The 20,166-nt window shown below is 59.2% G+C and carries 20 protein-coding genes and 1 pseudogene; 10 read left to right on the forward strand and 11 right to left on the reverse strand.

The window, feature by feature from the left end; genetic code table 11:
* Positions 1-640: 640 nt before the first annotated feature.
* On the reverse strand, positions 641-1,387 hold the full coding sequence (locus AC1DRJ_RS05310) for a dihydrofolate reductase family protein (RefSeq protein WP_477801170.1): 747 nt from the start codon (positions 1,385-1,387) through the stop codon (positions 641-643).
* Here AC1DRJ_RS05310 and AC1DRJ_RS05315 point away from each other — a divergent pair.
* The 3 genes from AC1DRJ_RS05315 to AC1DRJ_RS05325 all read left to right on the forward strand — a co-directional run bounded on the left by AC1DRJ_RS05315 (position 1,340) and on the right by AC1DRJ_RS05325 (position 3,139).
* A complete protein-coding gene (locus tag AC1DRJ_RS05315) occupies positions 1,340-2,584 on the forward strand; it encodes a phage tail sheath subtilisin-like domain-containing protein (RefSeq protein ID WP_477801171.1) in 1,245 nt (414 codons plus the stop codon). The genes AC1DRJ_RS05310 and AC1DRJ_RS05315 overlap by 48 nt on opposite strands.
* A 104-nt stretch (positions 2,585-2,688) precedes the next feature.
* Entirely contained in the window at positions 2,689-2,880 is a 192-nt protein-coding gene (relB, locus tag AC1DRJ_RS05320) for a type II toxin-antitoxin system RelB family antitoxin (RefSeq protein ID WP_452625678.1), read from the forward strand.
* The gene (locus AC1DRJ_RS05325) at positions 2,870-3,139 is read left to right on the forward strand and encodes a type II toxin-antitoxin system RelE/ParE family toxin (protein ID WP_083376335.1); all 270 of its coding nucleotides are present in this window, start codon (positions 2,870-2,872) and stop codon (positions 3,137-3,139) included. Before relB ends, AC1DRJ_RS05325 begins: the two co-directional genes overlap by 11 nt.
* Before the next feature lie 439 nt (positions 3,140-3,578).
* On the opposite strand, the gene AC1DRJ_RS05330 is transcribed toward AC1DRJ_RS05325, so the two are convergent.
* The 5 genes from AC1DRJ_RS05330 to AC1DRJ_RS05350 form a co-directional block, all read right to left on the reverse strand.
* Positions 3,579-4,025, reverse strand: coding sequence for an NUDIX hydrolase (locus AC1DRJ_RS05330; protein ID WP_477801172.1), 447 nt, complete (start codon positions 4,023-4,025; stop codon positions 3,579-3,581).
* A gap of 114 nt (positions 4,026-4,139) precedes the next feature.
* Positions 4,140-4,688, reverse strand: coding sequence for a cupin domain-containing protein (locus tag AC1DRJ_RS05335; protein ID WP_046027697.1), 549 nt, complete (start codon positions 4,686-4,688; stop codon positions 4,140-4,142).
* 436 nt (positions 4,689-5,124) lie between these two features.
* Positions 5,125-6,408: an NAD(P)/FAD-dependent oxidoreductase gene (locus AC1DRJ_RS05340; protein ID WP_477801214.1), complete on the reverse strand. Its 1,284-nt coding sequence runs from the start codon at positions 6,406-6,408 to the stop codon at positions 5,125-5,127.
* Positions 6,409-6,477: 69 nt separating this feature from the next.
* On the reverse strand, positions 6,478-7,968 hold the full coding sequence (locus AC1DRJ_RS05345; RefSeq protein WP_477801173.1) for an aldehyde dehydrogenase: 1,491 nt from the start codon (positions 7,966-7,968) through the stop codon (positions 6,478-6,480).
* A 201-nt stretch (positions 7,969-8,169) separates the two neighbouring features.
* Positions 8,170-9,546, reverse strand: coding sequence for a glutamine synthetase family protein (locus AC1DRJ_RS05350; RefSeq protein ID WP_477801174.1), 1,377 nt, complete (start codon positions 9,544-9,546; stop codon positions 8,170-8,172).
* A 284-nt stretch (positions 9,547-9,830) separates the two neighbouring features.
* Between AC1DRJ_RS05350 and AC1DRJ_RS05355 the strand changes: the two genes are divergently transcribed.
* From AC1DRJ_RS05355 to AC1DRJ_RS05375, 5 genes are all read left to right on the forward strand, one after another.
* Complete coding sequence (locus AC1DRJ_RS05355) at positions 9,831-10,592, forward strand: gamma-glutamyl-gamma-aminobutyrate hydrolase family protein (RefSeq protein WP_477801175.1); 762 nt, start codon at positions 9,831-9,833, stop codon at positions 10,590-10,592.
* Between the two features lie 338 nt (positions 10,593-10,930).
* Entirely contained in the window at positions 10,931-12,073 is a 1,143-nt protein-coding gene (gene potA, locus AC1DRJ_RS05360; RefSeq protein ID WP_477801176.1) for a polyamine ABC transporter ATP-binding protein, read from the forward strand.
* A gap of 29 nt (positions 12,074-12,102) precedes the next feature.
* Complete coding sequence (locus AC1DRJ_RS05365) at positions 12,103-12,984, forward strand: ABC transporter permease subunit (RefSeq protein ID WP_477801215.1); 882 nt, start codon at positions 12,103-12,105, stop codon at positions 12,982-12,984.
* Positions 12,981-13,865, forward strand: coding sequence for an ABC transporter permease subunit (locus AC1DRJ_RS05370; protein WP_477801177.1), 885 nt, complete (start codon positions 12,981-12,983; stop codon positions 13,863-13,865). Before AC1DRJ_RS05365 ends, AC1DRJ_RS05370 begins: the two co-directional genes overlap by 4 nt.
* A 241-nt stretch (positions 13,866-14,106) precedes the next feature.
* Positions 14,107-15,204, forward strand: a complete 1,098-nt coding sequence (locus AC1DRJ_RS05375) for a polyamine ABC transporter substrate-binding protein (protein ID WP_477801178.1) — start codon at positions 14,107-14,109, stop codon at positions 15,202-15,204.
* A gap of 98 nt (positions 15,205-15,302) precedes the next feature.
* Here the strand turns inward: AC1DRJ_RS05375 and thpR are convergent.
* Positions 15,303-15,794 (reverse strand): annotated as a pseudogene (gene thpR / locus AC1DRJ_RS05380) (RNA 2',3'-cyclic phosphodiesterase); the annotation flags it as partial.
* A gap of 61 nt (positions 15,795-15,855) precedes the next feature.
* Between thpR and AC1DRJ_RS05385 the strand changes: the two are divergent.
* Complete coding sequence (locus AC1DRJ_RS05385; protein WP_477801179.1) at positions 15,856-16,050, forward strand: hypothetical protein; 195 nt, start codon at positions 15,856-15,858, stop codon at positions 16,048-16,050.
* A 14-nt stretch (positions 16,051-16,064) separates the two neighbouring features.
* Here AC1DRJ_RS05385 and AC1DRJ_RS05390 read toward each other — a convergent pair whose 3' ends face one another.
* Positions 16,065-16,418: a DUF1428 domain-containing protein gene (locus AC1DRJ_RS05390; protein ID WP_477801180.1), complete on the reverse strand. Its 354-nt coding sequence runs from the start codon at positions 16,416-16,418 to the stop codon at positions 16,065-16,067.
* 2 nt (positions 16,419-16,420) lie between these two features.
* On the reverse strand, positions 16,421-17,509 hold the full coding sequence (locus tag AC1DRJ_RS05395) for a hypothetical protein (RefSeq protein WP_477801181.1): 1,089 nt from the start codon (positions 17,507-17,509) through the stop codon (positions 16,421-16,423).
* A gap of 382 nt (positions 17,510-17,891) precedes the next feature.
* On the opposite strand from AC1DRJ_RS05395, the gene AC1DRJ_RS05400 reads away from it, so the two are divergent.
* On the forward strand, positions 17,892-18,161 hold the full coding sequence (locus tag AC1DRJ_RS05400; protein ID WP_477801182.1) for a hypothetical protein: 270 nt from the start codon (positions 17,892-17,894) through the stop codon (positions 18,159-18,161).
* On the opposite strand, the gene AC1DRJ_RS05405 is transcribed toward AC1DRJ_RS05400, so the two are convergent.
* Positions 18,158-18,796: a Vgb family protein gene (locus tag AC1DRJ_RS05405; protein WP_477801183.1), complete on the reverse strand. Its 639-nt coding sequence runs from the start codon at positions 18,794-18,796 to the stop codon at positions 18,158-18,160. The two genes, AC1DRJ_RS05400 and AC1DRJ_RS05405, sit on opposite strands and share 4 nt — an antisense overlap.
* Before the next feature lie 36 nt (positions 18,797-18,832).
* Positions 18,833-20,044: a helix-turn-helix domain-containing protein gene (locus tag AC1DRJ_RS05410; RefSeq protein WP_477801184.1), complete on the reverse strand. Its 1,212-nt coding sequence runs from the start codon at positions 20,042-20,044 to the stop codon at positions 18,833-18,835.
* Positions 20,045-20,166: the final 122 nt, after the last annotated feature.

Consider the following 20,166-nt stretch of genomic DNA (forward strand, 5'->3'; position numbering starts at 1 on the left):
CTTTTATAAGGAGTCTACGACCCCCACCACCCCAACACTTGCGGAACTAAAATTTGGACAATAATAAAACCACAGATCGAAAGAAAACGATTTGAATAAACCAAATAGGCTAACTGAATTTAATAACATCTCAGTGATAAAAAGATAAATAAAGGTGACCGATCTTATTATTTAAATAAATTTATCATTTTTTTTCTTCTCAAAAAATGCCCATATCTCACGACACAGGCATCTTTTTCAACCGACCCACTAATAGCCGCACTGGCTCAACCAAAAAACTAACTTCCGCCACTACTACTGCTACTACCCTGCGGCCCACTCGCCTTGGTGCCAGCCGCTGCCGGGCCGTTATCGGTCGTCCCGCCGTCTGCGCCTTTGGGAAGCGAAGCCGCATCAGGATCAGCATTAGTGGGTTTTGGTGCGGGATCTCGAGTCTCGGTCTTACTATCGGTAGAGGTCCCAGCCGGTGTTGTGTCCGCTGCGACGGCGTACAGCGAACTGCCCGACAGAATCGCTGCGAGCGTCAGGACCACAATTTTTGGATTCATCATTTTGATTCTTCCTGAGTGTTGGGATAACACAACATTGGAAGAATGGCGGATGAAATCGTGCAACGAGGCGGACGAGCGGTGATGGCGTTTCAGCTGTCAGGGTGCCCTTGGCGTCGGAGTACAACATGGGTGGCTTTCTGCGACGCAACGAACTGAACGCATTCGTATCCCAGAGCGCGCACGTCAACCCCCTCGAACAGTCGCTCTCCCCTGCCTAGCAGGATCGGCGAGATAGCGATGTGCAGCTCATCGATGAGGCCTGCACGAAGATATTGCCGGATAGTGTCAGGTCCGCCGCCAATGCGCACATCCATGCCGTTGGCTGCGTCGCGCGCCCGGTCAAGCGCCTCGTGAATACCGCCCGTGACGAAGTAGAACGTCGTTGCGCCTTCCATCTGGATGGGCGGGCGCGCGTGATGAGTCAAGATGAACGTTGGAACGTGATAGGGCGGGCTGTCGCCCCACCAGCCTTTCCAGTTCATGTCAGGCCAGGAACCGCGAATCGGTCCGAACATGTTTCTTCCGAGAATCCAGGCGCCAACATTTTTGAAGCCCCGCGCAGCGAAGTCGTCATCGACCCCCGTTGTGCCACCGTCGGCGCCAAACAGGGTCCGTTGAAACGTGCGTGTCGGGATTAACCACTGGTGCAAATCTGTCCCGCCCACGCCGAGCGGATTATTCAGGTCCTGGTCCGGACCCGCTCCGTATCCGTCAAGAGAAATGGTCCACACAAAGCCGGCCAACAAATCCGCTGTCGCCTCACAAAAACCAGACAAGGAATAAACCCCATGCCCGCCAACTACCTGCACGGCATCGAAACCACCGAAGTTGAACACGGCCCGCGCCCCATTCGGGTCGTCAAATCGGCCGTCATCGCCCTGGTCGGCACCGCACCCATTGGCCCCGTCAATGAGCTAACCCTGTGCCTGAACGACACCCACGCCGCCCAATTCGGCACGCACCAACACGGCTTCAGCATCCCCGAAGCATTGCAGGGCATCTACGATTTCGGCGCCGGCACCGTGCTGGTCGTCAACGTACTCGACCCGGCCGTTCACAGCGCCACCGTCACCGACCAACCCCAGCAATTCGCCGACAACGGCCTGTTGCAGCTGGCACACGGCGCGCTGCAAACACTGCTCATCAAGTCCGACGACGGCAAGACCACCCACCGGCAAGGCACCGACTACGACGCCAATTTACTCACCGGCCACGTCCGGCGCCTGACCACCGGCAGCATCGCCGCCAACGCCCAAATCAAGGTCGACTACACCTACGCCGACCCCAGCCAAGTCACCCAGGCCGACATCATCGGCGGCATCACCCTCGCGGGAAGGCGTACAGGGTTAAAGGCCTTTCAAGACAGCTACAACCAGTTGGGCTTCTTCCCCAAAATATTCATCGCCCCAGGCTTCAGCACCCTGAAGGCCGTCACCGCCGACCTGACCATCGCCGCCGGCCAAGTCGGCGGCGTCGCCTACGTCGATGCCCCCATCGGCGCCACCGTGCAACAAGTGCTGGCCGGGCGCGGCCCGGCCGGCGCCATTAACTTCAACACCAGCAGCGACCGGGTCCGCCTGTGCTACCCGCACGTCAAAGTCTACGACGCCGCCATGGGCGAGCGCCTGCAACCGCTCTCAATCCGCGCCGCCGGCCTGCGCGCCAAAGTCGACAACGACCACGGCTACTGGTGGAGCAGTTCCAACCAACCACTAGTGGGCGTCCTCGGCCTGGAACGGCCACTCACTGCACGCATCGACGACACCAACAGCGAGGTCAACCTGCTCAACGAAAACGGCATCACCACCGTCTTCAGTTCATACGGCACCGGCCTGCGCCTATGGGGCAACCGCACCGCGGCCTGGCCCAGCGTCACCCACATGCGCAACTTCGAAAACGTGCGCCGCACCAAAGACGTCGTCGACGAATCCATCCGCTACAGCGCCCTGCAATTCGTCGACCAAACGTCCGACATTCTTTTAGGGTTGGCTGTCGGAAGCGAGCGGTTTAGTGTGGTGGCTGTCGTCTGGTAGAGAGATTGAGCGCTTGGGGCTTGCAGAGGTGCACTTCATCCCTACAGCCACGACAGCAAGCCACAGACCGATTAGACTGCTAGCTATTGATCACGGAGGTCACTATGAGCGCCGAACTTTCCCCCATCGTTTCCGAGTTCGAAACCGAAGAACAGGCCGCCAGCTACGACCGTTGGTTCCGTGCCAAAGTGCAGGCGTCGCTCGATGATCCACGCCCAAATGTCCCTCACGATCAGGTGATGGCTGATATGCGAGCCCTGATCGAATCCAAGCGCAATAAGCGCGATGCTGGTTGAGTGGCGGCCCGAAGCGCGGGCTGAACTCTGGCAAATCCTTGATTATATTGGCGATCGTCACGTTGTAGCGGCCAGCGAGCTGTACCAGGCCATTGAGGCTGCTACTACGGCCTTGCCGCAACATCCCTACCTTTATCGATTTGGTCGTGTGCCCGGCACGCGGGAAATTGTTGTGCACCCCAATTACCTGGTGGTCTACCGGGTGACAGATCGAATCGAGATCGTGACCGTTTTGCATGCCCGGCAGGAATACCCCTGACTCCCAATCAGGTCTGATTGCTGGGTCCCTGCGCAAGTTTTCCAACCATCTAGGACGCGTCCGACATGTTCCGGGCGTGTTGCAGCGCGCCCGCACCCGCCTTGAAATCTTGCCGGGCGTGCAGTGACCTGGTGTTTTTGGGGGTGAGGTTTTGGTAGGCGATACCGGGTGGGTCACCGGCGAAGAGGTATGACGCTGAACGTCGCATGGCTCCCTTTGAATGGAACCGTGCAGGGATGGAAAAGTGATGGCAACTGCACGCAGGGAAAGGAGTCGTGGGAGTAGCTTTGCAATCCGACTTGCCCGAGGACACCCTGCGTACAGACTGTCACCTTTTCAGACCAAAAACAAAGACCCTAAATACGATGACCACAATGGTGACAGAGCTATCAGAAAACAGCCCGACGCTGATTTATCCAGAGTTCGTGGGTGGCAAGCGTTAGTCCAGCAGCGCTGATGTCCTCAGCAACTCATACAATCCATCAGGAACCAACGGCGCTTCGTCAGTAAAGCCTTTCCACGCAAGCCACTTCGCAGTGAAGGTTGCGCCATCGCTTTCCTTACCGTCCAAACGCGATAACTCATAGATGCTCGCATCCACAAACTTCGCATCGTAAACCTGCACAATTTCGTGTCCTGGCCTGCCGGCATACGTAAAGATGTTTTCAAGCGTACCGAGCAAGCGAACATCGGTGATGGCCAAACCGAGTTCTTCCTGAACTTCACGCGCAATGGCGTCGGCACTGGTTTCGCCAAACTCTATACCGCCACCGACCGGACGGAAGAATGGGCGGTTTTTTATCGGGTCTTGGGCTTCGCTGAGCAGAATCTTGCCATCGTGATGGAAGATGCAGAGTGCGAGCGGGCGGATGCGGTGTATGGTCATGAGGAGAAGTCCATTTTCTGTTAAAAACGCTGAGACAGCTGCTTCCATTCAGCATGGGTGTTGGATGCGGACGCAGCCTTCGGCAGCTGCTACAGGATTGCGTCCGTTTTGAGATTAGAAGTTTGCTGGAGTGTTGGCACTGATGATTTCCGCTTCATCCTGGCCAATGTTGCGAAACTTGTGCGGCAGTGTTGTCGGGAAGTAATAGCCGTCGCCAGCATTCAGCACACTGATCTGCCCATCCACCGTCAACTCAACCGTCCCCCGAGTTACGAGCCCACACTCCTCACCTTCCGAATGCACAATCGGCTCTTCCCCGGAACTCGCCCCAGGCGCGTATTGCTCGCGCAACAAGCGCATCTGCCGGCTCGGCACCGAAGCGCCAATCAGCAGCAACCGCAGGCCATGACGGCCGAGATCCGGCTGTTCGTTGGCGCGGAACACGTATTGATGCTCACGCGGCGGTTGGTCGAAAGTGAAGAAGTCCGCCAGAGACATGGGGATGCCTTCGAGCAGTTTTTTCAGGGAGCTGACGGAGGGACTGACGCGATTCTGTTCGATCAGGGAGATGGTGGCATTGGTGACGCCGCTACGCCGGGCCAGCTCGCGCTGGGACATTTTGTAGCTTTCGCGTACTAATTTGAGTCGTGAGCCCGTGTCCATGACAGCCTTATGCGAGAAATACTTAAGGGTTATGGGGGTGGATGGCGGGCGACTTGTGGCCGCGAGAGTACCGCTTCCCTGTCCCGGAAATATGAAAGGCGGGTATTAAATCACGTTTGGGGGTGATGCTCAGCAGGTTCGATAAGTGGTTAGTGAAAAAGCTGAAGGTGCTCATGGCAGACCTTTTAGCGATGTGAGTTTTGGGGTGTCAGGTGGCATTGAGGGCGGCTGATTTGGCGTCGTCGCGAGCAGGCTCACTCCCACATTTGTTCCGTGGTGTGGCTGAGCTTGTGTACACCGCCAATCCCCTGTGGGAGTGAGCCTGCTCGCGATGGCGGAGTGTCAGGCGACATTGCTGGCGGCTGACATGGCCCCTTCGCGAGCAAGCCCACTCCCACATTTTGATCGGTGGTGTGAGCCGAGACTATATCGGCGCTTAGATCCCGAACCGATCCCGCAGCGCGTAATACGCGGCGCCCATAGCGGTGAGCGGGGCCTGGAAGGTGCGGCCGCCGATCATCGGCATGTGCGGGAGCGAAGCGAACGCATCGAAGCGTTCGGCGTCGCCGCGGATCATTTCCGAGATCAGTTTGCCGGCCAGGTGCGAGCAGGTGACGCCGTGGCCGCTGTAGCCTTGCATGTAATAGGCGTTCTTCTCTATGCGGCCGAATTGCGGCATGCGCGACATGGTCAGCAGGAAATTGCCGGTCCAGCGGTAGTCGATCTTCACGTCCTTGAGTTGCGGGAAGGTCTTGAGGATTTTCGGCTTGATCAGTTGTTCGATGTCGTCCGGTTCCCGCGCGCCATAAACCACGCCGCCGCCGTACAGCAGGCGGTTGTCGGCGGTAAGGCGGTAGTAGTCGAGCAGGTAGTTGCAGTCTTCAACGCAGTAGTTGTTTTTGATCAGGCTGCGCGCAACCTTTTCCGACAACGGTTCGGTGACGACGATTTGCGAGCCGCACGGCATGCTCTTGCTGGTCACCCGATTGTCGAGGCCCTGTGGCAGGTAGGCGTTACCGGCGATCAGCAGGTATTTGGCGCGGACCACGCCTTTGGCGGTGCGCACAGTGATCGGTTCGCCGTAGGTGATTTCCACCGCCGCCGATTGTTCGTAGATTTTGCCGCCCAGGCCGATGATGGCCGAGGCTTCGCCGAGGGCCAGGTTCAGTGGATGGATGTGGCCGCCCTGCATATCGAGCAGGCCGCCGACGTAGTTGTCGCAACCGACTTCGCGCTGGATGTCCGCCGCGTCGAGCATTTTCAGGTTCTTGTTGCCGTAGCGTTCCCAGCTGCTTTTCTGCTCGGCCAGGCCTTTGAGCTGCTTCTTGTTCAGCGCCGCAAAGATGCCGCCCGGACGGTAATCGCACTGGATGTCGTAGTGTTGTATGCGCTGACGGATGATGTCGGCGCCTTCGAAGATCATGCTGCCGAGAACTTCGGCGGTTTTGTCGCCGTAGCGTTCTTCGATGACATCGACGTCGCGGCTGTAGGAGTTGACCAGTTGGCCGCCGTTGCGACCGCTGGCGCCGAATCCGACTTTGGCGGCTTCGAGGACTGTCACGCTGTAGCCCGCTTCAGCAAGGAACAGGGCCGAGGACAAGCCGGTGTAGCCGGCGCCGATGATGCAGACGTCGCAGTCCACCGCTTGTTCGAGCACCGGGAAATCACCGGTGAAGTTGCGGGTCGCGGCGTAGTAGCTGTTTACGTGGGTTTGTTTCACAGAATCTTGTTTCATAGCTTTCTCCGATGGCCACCGGCAGTGCCGGCGACCGTCGCTTTTTTTTAGGTATTAGAGCTTGATCCAGGTCGCTTTGAGCTCGGTGTATTTGTCGAACGCGTGCAGCGATTTGTCCCGACCGTTACCCGACTGCTTGTACCCGCCGAATGGCGCGGTCATGTCGCCGCCATCGTACTGGTTGACCCAGACGCTGCCGGCGCGCAAGCCGCGAGCGAAGGTGTGGGCCTTGCTCAGGTTGCTGGTCCAGACGCCGGCGGCCAGGCCGAAGATGCTGTCGTTGGCGATGGCCAAGGCTTCTTCAGCGGTATCGAAGGTGATCAGCGACAGCACCGGGCCGAAGATTTCTTCACGGGCGATGGTCATGGCGTTGGTCACACCGTCGAAAATCGCTGGCTCCACGTACAGGCCGCCGGTGCTTTCGAGGGTGCGGCTGCCACCGGCGATCAGTTGTGCGCCCTGGTCTTTGCCGATCTGGATGTAGCGCAACACGTTGTCCAGTTGACGCTGATCGACGACCGCCCCGACGGTGGTTGCCGGGTCCAGTGCGTGTCCCGGTTTCCATGCTTGCAGCGCTTCCACCAGCAGCGGAATGAACTGTTCGCGAATCGAACGTTCCACCAGCAACCGTGACCCGGCAGTGCAGACTTCGCCTTGGTTGAAGGCAATCGCACCGGCCGCCGCTTGGGCTGCCGCGCGCAAATCCGGCGCGTCGGCGAACACCACGTTCGGGCTCTTGCCGCCGGCTTCGAGCCAGACGCGTTTCATGTTGCTTTGCCCGGCGTAAATCATCAGTTGCTTGGCAATCGCGGTCGAGCCGGTGAAGGCCAGCACATCGACGTCCATGTGCAACGCCAGCGCCTTGCCGACGGTGTGGCCGTAGCCCGGAAGGACGTTGAACACGCCTTTCGGGATGCCTGYGTCCAGGGCCAACTGCGCAATGCGAATGGCTGTGAGTGGCGACTTTTCCGATGGCTTGAGGATGAACGAGTTGCCGGCGGCCAGTGCCGGGGCGAACTTCCAGCTGGCCATGATCAACGGGAAGTTCCACGGCACGATGGCGGCAACCACGCCCGCAGGTTCGCGGGTGATGAGGCCGAGTTGGTCATGCGGCGTGGCGGCGACTTCGTCATAGATCTTGTCGATGGCTTCGGCGCTCCAGCGGATCGCGTTGGCGGTCGCTGGAATGTCGATGTTCATCGAGTCGTTGATCGGCTTGCCCATGTCGAGGGTTTCGAGCAGGGCCAGTTCTTCCTGGTTGGCCAGGATCAGGTCGGCGAAACGAATCAGGATGCGCTTGCGCTGCGCCGGGGCGAGGTTGGCCCAGATCCCGGATTCGAACGTGCGGCGTGCGACGGCGACGGCTGCATTGGCGTCGGCTTCGTCGGTGCTGGCGACGTTGGCCAGGAAACGGCCGTCGACCGGGCTCATGCATTCAAAGGTGTCACCGCTGAGTGCCGGGCAGTACTGGCCGTCGATGAATGCACGGGCTTCGATGGTGAGGGACTGGAAGCGTTGTTCCCAGTCGCTGCGAGTGTTTGTCATGGTTGTGACTCGACGCAGAGGAATAAGTAGTCGTCAGATAAAACTTGAAATGCAATCCCCTGTGGAAGCGAGACCGGCTTGCCGGCGAAAGCGGTGTGTCAGACAACATCAATGTTGACTGTGCCGCCGTCTTCGCGAGCAAGCCCGCTCCCACATTTGATTGGTGGTGTATGCGGAGAAATGCGTACACCATCAGGTCCATCAGACGGTGTGCAAGTACCAGTTGTACTCAAGGTCGGAGATGGAGTTCTCGAACTCGGCCAGCTCGCTTTCCTTGCACGCCACGAACACGTCGATGTACAGCGGGTCGATGTATTTGGCCATGACTTCGCTGTCGTCCAGCTCGCGCAGGGCGTCGCGCAGGTTGTTCGGCAGGCTCTGCTCGTTCTGCTCGTAGCTGTTGCCTTCCACCGGGGCACCCGGTTCGATCTGATTCGTCAGGCCGTGGTGAATACCCGCCAAAACCGAAGCCATCAACAGGTACGGGTTGGCGTCGGCACCGGCTACACGGTGCTCGATGCGCACCGCGTCCGGCGAACCGGTCGGCACTCGCACGGCGACGGTGCGGTTGTCGATGCCCCAGCTTGGCGAGTTCGGCACGTAGAACTGCGCGCCGAAACGACGGTACGAGTTGACGTTCGGGCAGAGGAACGCCATCTGCGCCGGCAGGGTCTCGAGCACACCGCCGATCGCGTGTCGCAGCGCGGCGTTCTGCTCGGGATCCTCGCTGGCAAAGATGTTGTTGCCTTCTTTGTCGAGAATCGAAATGTGCACGTGCAAACCGTTGCCCGCCTGACCCGGATACGGCTTGGCCATAAACGTGGTGTCCATCTCGTGGTCGTAGGCGATGTTCTTCACCAGACGCTTGAGCAACACCGCGTAGTCGCAGGCCTTGATCGGGTCATTGACGTGATGCAGGTTGACTTCGAACTGCGCCGGGGCGCTTTCCTTGACGATGGCGTCGGCAGGAATGCCCTGCTCTTTCGCGCCTTCGAGGATGTCTTGCAGGCAATCGACGTATTCGTCGAGGTCGTCGATCAGGTACACCTGGGTCGACATCGGACGCTTGCCCGATACCGGCGAACGGGGTGATTGCGGACGACCGTTCACGTTGTCCTGGTCGATCAGGTAGAACTCGAGTTCGAACGCGGCGCAGATGGTCAGGCCCATTGCATCGAACTTGCTCACCACCTGACGCAGCACTTCGCGAGGGTCAGCAAAGAACGGTTGGCCTTCTAGTTCGTGCATGGTCATTAACAGTTGCGCGGTCGGGCGCTTCTGCCATGGCTCGATGCTGAGCGTATTAGGGATCGGAAAGCAGATCCGGTCAGAGTCGCCGATGTCCAGGCCCAGGCCGGTGCTTTCCACCGTGGAACCGTTGATGTCCAGAGCAAACAGAGACGCCGGCAGGTTAATGCCTTTTTCGTAGACCTTATGAAGACTGGTGCGTTCGATGCGCTTGCCGCGCACCACGCCGTTCATATCCGCAATCAGAAGGTCGACGTACAAAACCTCAGGATATTTCTTAAGGAATGCGTTTGCTTCGTTGAGTTGAACGGCACGCAGAGGGACCGACATGATGCACCTATTTTTTAGCTGTTAATTATTATGTTCACTACCTTGTTGCGAACCCAGTCAACCCGAACGGCAAAGTGAAGTCAATAGCGAACACCCGGGCCTTCAACCTTTATTTTTGGGCCTTTAAGGGGGACGAGAGTGCCAATTTTGTCTTGAGCGCCACATAAACACGGAAGATCAGCTGTGCGGCGTTTAGAATTTTTTACATGAGAGTTGTTAATTAAAATCAACAAGGCTAAGCTCCGGAAAAGCTCGTTCAAGTGTGAAACTTCGAGGTGATAAAAATGGCATTCAAGCCATTGATCGGCGTTACGGCATGCGTCAAACAGATTGGCCTGCACCCCTACCACGTCAGCGGCGACAAGTACTTGCGTGCTGTCAGCGTCGCGGCCTTGGGGCTGCCTGTGGTCATACCTTCCTTAGGCGAATTGACTGAAATCGACGATGTGCTCGCGCATCTCGACGGTCTGCTGCTGACCGGCTCCCCCTCGAATGTGGAACCTTTCCACTATCAAGGCCCGGACAGCGCTCCCGGCACGGATCACGATCCGGCACGGGACGCCACGACCCTTCCTTTATTACGTGCGGCCATTGCGGCCGGCGTGCCGGTACTCGGCATCTGCCGGGGCTTTCAGGAAATGAACGTGGCGTTTGGTGGCAGCCTGCACCAGAAGGTCCACGAATTACCCGGCATGCTGGACCACCGCGAAGCGGACAGTCCGGAGCTGGCGGTGCAATACGCACCGGCACATGCGGTGACTGTGCAACCGGGCGGCGTGTTCGAAGCCCTGGAGTTGCCGGCGGAGTTCATGGTCAATTCGATTCACAGTCAGGGCATCGAAAGACTCGCTCCTGGCCTGCGTGCCGAAGCCATCGCACCTGATGGTTTGATCGAAGCGATTTCCGTCGAGCACAGCCCAACGTTTGCCGTCGGCGTGCAATGGCACCCGGAATGGCAGGTGCTATCGAATCCTCCTTACTTGAGTATTTTCCAGGCGTTCGGTGATGCGTGCCGGCGACGGGCCGCGCTGCGTAAAACCCGCTGACTTAATACACAAACAACCGATTACTGCCCCCGCGAGCCAGACGGGCGTGCCTTTGCGCGCCCGCCCCTCGCGACAGCAACACACTGCAATAACAACAAGTACGACCAGGCAGCCAGGACGGCGGCGCCGAATAAACCCAAGTCGGGCGATGCCGGTGAGCTAAACGCAATACCCCTGTGGGAGGGGGCTTGTGTGGCGAGGGGGCAAGCCCCCTCGCCACATGGGTTCGCTCCCACAAGGGATTGCAAACGAGTTCACTGGCACCCGGCTCGGGTTTGCAAACAACTATTAAGTCAGGCCGCGTTGGCCCGACGACTGAAACCTGTTGGGAGTTTCACATGGCAAACGCCTCCAGCACTTACAGGAAGGCTCTTGAAGGTCACCAGACATCGAAGAAGGTGTTGTTGAAGGTCGACCGCGTCACCAAGAAGTTCGACGAAACCTGCGCAGTAGACGATGTCTCGCTTGAGATTCATCAAGGCGAGATCTTCGCCCTGCTCGGCGGTTCCGGTTCTGGTAAATCGACCCTGCTGCGCATGCTCGCAGGGTTCGAACGCCCGACCGAGGGCCGGATTTTCCTCGACGGCGTGGACATCACCGACATGCCGCCGTACGAGCGGCCGATCAACATGATGTTCCAGTCGTACGCCTTGTTCCCGCACATGACCGTGGCGCAGAACATTGCCTTTGGCCTCAAGCAGGACCGTTTTCCTGCCAGCGAAATCGACGCCCGCGTTGAAGAAATGCTGCGCCTGGTGCACATGACCCAATACGCCAGGCGCAAGCCGCATCAACTGTCCGGCGGTCAGCGTCAGCGCGTGGCCCTCGCCCGCTCCCTGGCCAAGCGTCCGAAGCTGTTGCTGCTCGACGAACCGATGGGCGCGCTGGATAAAAAGCTGCGCTCGCAGATGCAGCTTGAGTTGGTCGAGATCATCGAGCGCGTCGGCGTGACGTGCGTGATGGTGACCCACGACCAGGAAGAGGCCATGACCATGGCCCAGCGCATCGCGATCATGCACCTGGGCTGGATCGCGCAAATCGGCAGCCCGGTCGACATCTACGAAGCACCGGTCAGCCGCATGGTCTGCGAGTTCATCGGCAACGTGAACGCCTTCGACGGCACGGTAGTGGAAGACCTTGAAGGTCACGCGATCATCCACAGCCCGGACCTGGAACAGAAGATTTACGTCGGTCACGGCGTCAGCACCTCAGTGCAGGACAAGTCGATCACCTACGCGATTCGCCCGGAAAAAATGCTGGTCAGCACGGTCAAGCCCGAGAACCGCTACAACTGGTCCCAAGGCAAAGTGCATGACATCGCCTACCTCGGTGGTCACTCGGTGTTCTACGTCGAACTGCCAAGCGGCAAAGTCGTGCAATCGTTCATGGCCAACGCCGAACGCCGTGGCGCGCGCCCGACCTGGGACGACACCGTCTACGTGTGGTGGGAAGACGACAGCGGCGTGGTACTGCGCTCATGARAACMYTCAATCAGCAGTTCATGCGGCTGATGCCGAGTGGTCGAAAGCTCGTCATCGGGGTTCCCTTCCTGTGGCTGTGCCTGTTTTTCCTGTTGCCGTTCTTCCTGGTGATGAAGATCAGCTTCTCGGAAGCGGCGCTGGCCATTCCTCCTTATTCGGAGATTTACACCTACGCCGAACAGAAGTTTCAGCTGTTTTTGAACGTCGGCAACTACCTGTTGTTGACCGACGATGAACTGTACCTCTCGGCCTACCTCGGCTCGTTGAAGGTCGCGTTGTTCAGCACGCTGATGTGCCTGGTAGTCGGTTTCCCGATGGCCTACGCCATTACCAAGGCCAACAAGGAAACGCAAAACGTCCTGATGCTGTTGATCATGATGCCGACCTGGACCGCGATCCTGATCCGCGTGTATGCGTGGATGGGCATCCTCAGCAACAACGGATTGCTCAACGGATTTTTGATGTGGACCGGGCTCACCGACCACCCCATCGAGATCCTCAACACCAACACGGCCGTGTACATAGGGGTTGTTTACGCGTATCTGCCGTTTATGGTGTTGCCGCTGTACGCCAACCTGGTCAAGCACGATCAAAGCCTGCTGGAAGCGGCTTCGGATCTGGGTTCGAGCAACTTCAACAACTTCTGGAAAATCACCGTGCCGCTGGCCAAGAACGGCATCATTGCAGGCTGCATGCTGGTGTTTATTCCAGTGGTCGGTGAGTTCGTGATTCCGGAGCTGCTGGGTGGTCCAGAGACTCTGATGATCGGTCGGGTGCTGTGGCAAGAGTTCTTCAACAACCGCGACTGGCCGGTGGCGTCTGCCCTGGCGGTGGTGATGCTGTTGATCCTGATTGTGCCGATTCTGCTGTTTAACCGCAGCCAGGCCAAAGAAATGGAGGCACGGGGATGAAACGCTTCGGATTTTCAAAGTTCATGCTGATTTTCGGCTTGTCGTTTATCTACTTGCCGATGCTGATCCTGGTGATCTACTCGTTCAACGCCTCGAAACTGGTGACCGTGTGGGGCGGTTGGTCGTTCAAGTGGTACGCCGGCTTGCACGACAACACGCAACTGATGGGCTCGGTGGTGCGCTCACTGGAAATCGCCTGCTACACGGCGGTGGCAGCGGTTGCGCTGGGGACGTTGGCGGCGTTTGTGCTGACTCGCGTTACTCGCTTCAAGGGTCGCACACTGTTTGGCGGCTTGGTGACGGCGCCGTTGGTGATGCCGGAAGTGATCACCGGTCTGTCGTTATTGCTGTTGTTCGTGGCCATGGCGCAGATGATCGGCTGGCCGATGGAACGCGGGATCATCACCATCTGGATCGCCCACACGACGTTCTGTGCCGCGTATGTGGCAGTGGTGGTTTCCGCTCGCTTGCGTGAGCTGGACCTGTCCATCGAAGAAGCGGCCATGGATCTTGGGGCGAAGCCATTCAAGGTGTTTTTCCTGATCACCATTCCGATGATCGCGCCATCGTTGGCGGCCGGCGGCATGATGTCGTTTGCCCTGTCGCTGGATGACCTAGTGTTGGCGAGCTTCGTGTCTGGGCCGGGGTCGACGACCTTGCCGATGGAAGTGTTCTCGGCTGTGCGTCTGGGGGTTAAACCCGAGATCAACGCCGTGGCCAGCCTGATCTTGTTGGCGGTATCGATCGTGACTTTCATGGTCTGGTATTTCAGCCGCCGCGCCGAAGCCACCCGCAAGCGTGCGATCCAGGAAGCGATGGACCAGACCGCCAGTGAATCGTGGCAACAACCGAACAAGCAGATGGCTGGAGCAACGGCTTAAGGCTTGGCTTGCTCCTTGTGGCGAGGGGGCTTGTCGGAACGCCGCACCGCTCCGTTCGGCTGCGAAGCAGTCGTAAAACCAGAAAATGCGGTGTAACTGATACACCGCTGTAATAGGTTTTGGGGTCGCTCCGCGACCCAACGGGGGCAAGCCCCCTCGCCACAGCAAGCCCCCTCGCCACAGGTTTTGTGTTTACTGTTTTGTTTTGCGTATTTGAATAAAAAAGAATGGAGTTGTACCGATGAAAATGTTTGGCAGGACTCTGCTGACACTGTCCTTATTGGGCGCGATGGCTACCGGCGCCCAGGCCAATGACAAGGTACTGCGCGTCTACAACTGGTCGGATTACATCGCCCCGGACACCGTCAAGAAGTTCGAAGACGAGACCGGCATACGCGTGACCTACGATGTGTTCGACAGCAATGAAACCCTTGAGGCACGCCTGCTCGCGGGCAAATCCGGATACGACATCGTCGTGCCGTCCAACAGTTTTCTGGCCAAGCAGATCAAGGCTGGCGTTTATCAGACGCTGGACAAATCGAAGCTGCCGAACTGGAAAAACCTCAACCCGGTGCTGCTGAAAAACGCCTCGGCCAGCGATCCGGATAACGCTCACGCCTTCCCCTACATGTGGGGCTCGATCGGCATCGGTTTCAATCCGGCCAAGGTCAAGGAAGTGCTCGGCGCGAACGCACGAACCAATTCCTGGGACTTGCTGTTCAAACCGGAAAACGCCGAAAAACTCAAAGCCTGTGGCATCAGTTTCCTCGACTCGCCCACCGAAATGCTCCCGGCCGCCCTGCACTACCTGGGTTACCCGGTGAACTCGCAGGACAAAGGCCAGATCGCCGAAGCTGAAGCACTGTTCATGAAGATTCGCCCATCTGTGGCGTACTTCCATTCGTCGAAGTACATCTCCGACCTGGCCAACGGCAACATCTGCGTGGCGGTCGGTTATTCAGGCGACGTGCTGCAAGCCAAAGCCCGCGCCCAGGAATCGGGTAACTCGGTGCAGATCGACTACAGCATCCCGAAAGAAGGCGCCGGCAGTTTCTACGACATGGTCGCCATTCCCCGGGACGCGGCGAACGTCGAGAACGCCTACCTGTTCATGAACTTCCTGATGCGCCCGGACATCATCGCCGAGATCACCAACAACATCGGCTACAGCAACGCCAACGCGGCGGCGACACCGTTGGTGGATGAAGCGATTCGCGATGACCCGGGATCGTATCCGCCGCAGGACGTGATGGCGACGTTGTATGCGATTCCGGATATGCCGATCGGGATTCAGCGAGTGATGACCCGGGGCTGGACGCGGGTCAAGCTCGGGAAATAAAAAATACATGAACACCACCGATCAAGTGTGGGAGCGGGCTTGCTTGCGAAAGCGGTAGGCCAGTCACCATCAATGCTGAATGTGACGGCCCCTTCGTTGTGCGATTCAAACAACACAAAGCAATCAGCCCGCAGGAAAAACTCCGGCGGCGTTGCGGACTCAGGCACCGGCAGCCGATAGTCACGCATCAAGGTCAAATGTGGCCGAAACTCCTTCGGCGCATCCTCAAACCCAAACGGCAACATCGCCTGTTCCAGTGCATACACCAGCCGCAATAACGCCGGCGGCGCCTGCTCCGGCGCAAGCACCAACACCCCTGCCCGGCGCCAGACATCCAGCCGATCAAGCGCCAACTTCAACGGTACCCCAGGCACCTGAACCTTTGCGGCAGCCGTACAAATATCGGCGATCTGCGCCACACCCACCGCGCCCAAAAATTTCAACGTCAGATGAAAGTTTTCCACCGGTACCGGGCGCCCGCTGCGCAGTTCAAGCGCGCTGCGCCATTGGGCAATCGCCTTGCGTTGCTCGGGCGGGCAGTTCAGGGCAAAAAACAGCCGTTTGAGCGGTTCATGGGATTCGTCGCTCACGCCTGGCACCTCCTGACATGCACGTTATAGTTGAACCAACCGAAAACAACGGGAGGGGGCCATGCGGCAGATCATCAGCAAAGAGCCATGGTGGGCGATGCCACCGAAACCTGGGCAGGATGAGTCCGAGCTGGAATGGGGCTGGCTGGTTCACTATAGCGAAGGTGAGCCACGTTTCGAGTTCGTCAGGGAGCGGCCGACTGACAACGAGATCCGTCATCGCAAGAGTTGCCGGACCACCCCGACAGCGGAGTGATCCAGCGGTTTGTATCAGGTCTGATAGATGATGTTGAAGCCGCCGAAGATCATCCGCTGACCATCGAACGGCATTGAATTGACGTCCGGTTGCATGCGCGGGTCGGCCATCATTTTCTGCATGCCGGCATTGCGGGTGGCCTTGTCCGGCCAGACGATCCAGGAAAACACCACGGTTTCGTCTTCCTTGAGTTTCACCGCCATCGGAAACGAGGTCACTTTGCCGTCCGGCACATCGTCGCCCCAGCATTCAACAATGCTCAAGGCGCCGTTCTCTTTGAAAATCGCGCTGGTGATTTCGGCGTGCTTCTTGAATTGCTCGCGGTTGGCGGTCGGTACGGCAATCACACAGCCATCGACATAAGACATGATCATTCTCCAGCTGGGGGTTGAGGGTCGAGCTGATGGTTAGTCGATTCCGTCGGGCTCCATTCGACAGACCCGCTGGCCGAATCGACCGGCGGCGGTTCGGCGCTCCCCGCCAGATTGCCCTCGATCTGCCCCGCCATGTACAGCGTCCCTGCCATCACGCCGGTCGTCGGATTTTGCACCAGCTTCAGCCAGGCCTTGTCGAACGTATTGCCCAGGCTGCTGCGAATCAGCGCCTCGCTGTCGGGTCGGTCGGCGGCTTGAATGAGTGCGCGGATCCCGGCCACTCCCACGGTGATCAAGCCCCCGGCCAGTTTCCCGGCGGCGGCGGCCACGGCGCTGGCGGCCCCGCGCGGGGCCATTTCAGCTTCCATGCGCTGACTGGCGCGCTTGGCCACGGGCGCCATCGCGGTGTCCGTCGAACCGATCCCCTTGTCGCCGCCCGCCTTGTGGATCTTGTCGATCAGCGCCACGTAAGCCGGCAGTGAGTTCAGCGGGTCCGTACGGACGACCTGGTAAAACGAGGCATTGCGCGCGGGCGGTGGCCCGAGGGCGATGGCGGGGATTTTCTGGATGCGGCCATTGAGCTGCGCCATCGGGATGCCGTGGCGCTTGGAGGTTTTCTGCAGCTCTTCCTGAAGTATGTCCACGTAGAACGCCGTGGAATTGCCGAGAATCGTGTCGGGATCAATTTCGACCGCGACCGGCGCCAACACCCGTTGCTGGTATTGTTCGAGCAAGTAGCCCGCCAGACGCTTGGTCGAGGCATCCTGCTCGCCCTTGGCGTTGAGGGTGTACCAGCTGACTTTCACTGACAGCCATTCCTGTGTCCAGTAACTGCTGAACCAGGGGATGAAGTTCTCTTCCGTGAGTTGGTAGACCCGAGTGCGCCAGTAATCCATGGCCCCGCGCGAGTAGATGCGCGTCTGCTCGGTGGCTGATTGCGACGCGGCGATGATTTCGCGATCCACCTGTCGCCAGGTGCTATCGGACACGACCACCACAACCGCCGCCACCTCAGGGGCACGCTCAGGCGTGGCGCATCCCGCCAACACCACCAACACGGCGACGATCAGCGAACGCAGGTTCAAGATCGCGGTTTCCTACAGTCGCCCTCGGGCAGAATGCCCGAAACTCAAAGGCCTATTGGTTTGAGTATAGGTGGCGGTTTTTGTTCGCTTGGGGCTCGTGGTGCATTTCAAGCCGCCTTCGCGAGCAAGCCCGCTCGGAGCGGGCTTGCTCGCGAAGAGGCCCTGAAGAACACCATCATTCATGTTGATATTCACCATCGCGACGAATGCCTTCCGCAATAAACCCCGCTGGCGCACGATCACCCCATCACAATGCAACGCCCGCCTCGGAGGGCCACATCATGTTGATCCATCTCCTGACCTGCCTGGCCCTGACCGCCGTGACGTTGACGCTTTTCTCCCGTTTCATCCTTGATATCGGCCAGACCGAGGAGCAACCGTCATGATCCACTCCGTCAGCCTGGCCGTGAGGTTCCCGGTATTCGGCAGCAACTACTACGCGCAGGAATCCGTCTCGCGCAAAGAATTGTCACTGGTGTTCGACGAAAATTTCGAGGCATTGCTGATGCCGGCAGCAGCCAACCACTTCAGCAACGAAGTGGTCGGTCTAAACGATCAGTTCCGCTTTCTCAATGACGTGCTGGCTGAACACCTGCTGGAGATCGAACTGGCCCAGAGCGCACCCCGCTCTTCGCGCCAGTTTACGTTCTAGGACGATACGGGCCGACGAACAGCCCGCACCTTGCCGCTATTGCCACCGCCACAGTAAAACCGCTCGGCGCCGTCCGACTCAAGACCTGAAACCCCTACCCCTGGCGGCATTTCGACGGCCTCCAGGACTTTGCCGGTGATCGGGTCAATTCGCCGCAACTCACTCTGATCTTCCTCCCACGTGCCATGCCAAAGATCGCCGTCCACCCAGGTCACCCCGGTGACAAAACGGTTGGACTCGATGGTGCGCAGAATGGCCCCGGTGCCGGGGTCGATCTGATGGATTTTGCGCGCCCGGTACTGACCGACCCACAGCGTACCTTCCGCCCAGGTCAGCCCCGAATCAGTGCCCCCGCCGGGCGCCGGGATGCTGGAGACCACACGACCGGTTTGCGGGTCGATTTTATGGATGTGTTCGCCGGCAATCTGGAACAAATGCTGGCCGTCAAAGGCTGTTCCCGCGTCTGCGGCGACGTTGATTGAACCCGTTGGCTGTCCACTTTCCGGATCGAGGGCGTTGAGTTTTTCTCCGGAGGCGAACCAGACGTGCCGGCCGTCAAACGAGACGCCATGCACGCTGTCGACGCCGGGAAACGGGCCGTATTCACGGATGATTTCAGCAGTTGAACGTTTCATGGTTGCATCCTCTTCACTGGGTGTGTGGAGTGGATCCTAATCACCTGGCAACAACGCCGTGAGTAACAAAGTCGTCGCGAATCCCGGCAACGGTGGCGTCATCCAGCGACGGGCGCGGCCACGGCCAAACGCCTGCACTTTACCGGCGACCGCCAGCGCATCAAGGGCCCGTTGGACGCTGCGCTGACTGGTGCCCAGCGCCATCGCCAGCGCTGAGCTCGACCACGATTCACCGTCCGCCAAAAACGCCAGCAGCGCTGCGTGTTGCTCCTCGACCGGTCGCGCCAGCACCACGACGTCCGGTGACACCAGGGCAAAGCCGCGCTTCGTTGCGGTGACCCCCGCCAGCGGTCGAAGCGCCGCCCGCAGCCGTCCGACCTCGACGCGCAACCGCGCGCGATGAGATTCGTCACTGAGCTTCAAACGAAAAGCATAGGCGATCAGTGTTTCCCGGGGGACATCGCCCGGCCAGGCTTCGGCCAATGCCCGCGCGAGGGTAAACAACACTGGGCGCTTGGCCAGGGACACCGACATGCCAGCGCCGCGAACCACGTAACGACAGGCGTCGACCACCAGCGAGGTTGATGTGAGCAGTGTTTCCACCTCATCCAGCCTCAGCGGCCGCGATTCGCCATGGCAGATGAGGCGGGCTGCGGGGGCGTTCATGATGTGAGCGACGTTTTCGACTTCAGCGCTCAGCGCCGGGATACCCGCCTCGCCTGCAAAGCGTTCGGCCCGCTCCAGTGCAGCGCGGGCCTTTTTGATTTCCAGCCGGCGCATAGCGATGCCGGCCACCACCAGTTCATGCGCCGCGCGCAGGGCCGGCGGCAAAGGCGCCGGATCGAGCCGGACGAGCTTTTCTTCGACCTGTTCGAGATGGCCGATCAGCAACAGCCTCCGGATCTCCAGATACCCCGCGTGCGCCGCATTCACCCAATCCCCGTGCGCTTCGAGCGTTGCCCGCGCCGTATCGAGGGTTTTTTCCGGCCAGTTCAAATCACGAGCCGCCAGGGCAATTTCCGCTTCGGCCACCACACAGCGCGCCCGGGCCATGGGCTCTTTCGGACCAAATGCCCGCCCCGCCCGTTTGACCAGCGCCTTCGCGCGCTCCAGATCACCGAGCTGCGCCATGGCGATGCCGCGCAGTGCCAGCGCCGGCGCATCGTCGCGCAACGCAACCCGGTCCAACGCCCCGAGGGGGTCCCCCGCTGCCAGCGCTCGGGCGGCGGCGGTGATCAGCGAATCCATTTGCGTCGCGCCACAATAGTCACTCCCAACGTTTGATGTCCGCTGGTTAGTCTATCTCACGCCAAAGGCTTGGCCTGGTTCGGTGGGTGATGCCGGGTATTCTCTAAACTCTTTTTAGGTTG

It is taken from the genome of Pseudomonas sp. P5_B2 (genome assembly GCF_056400445.1).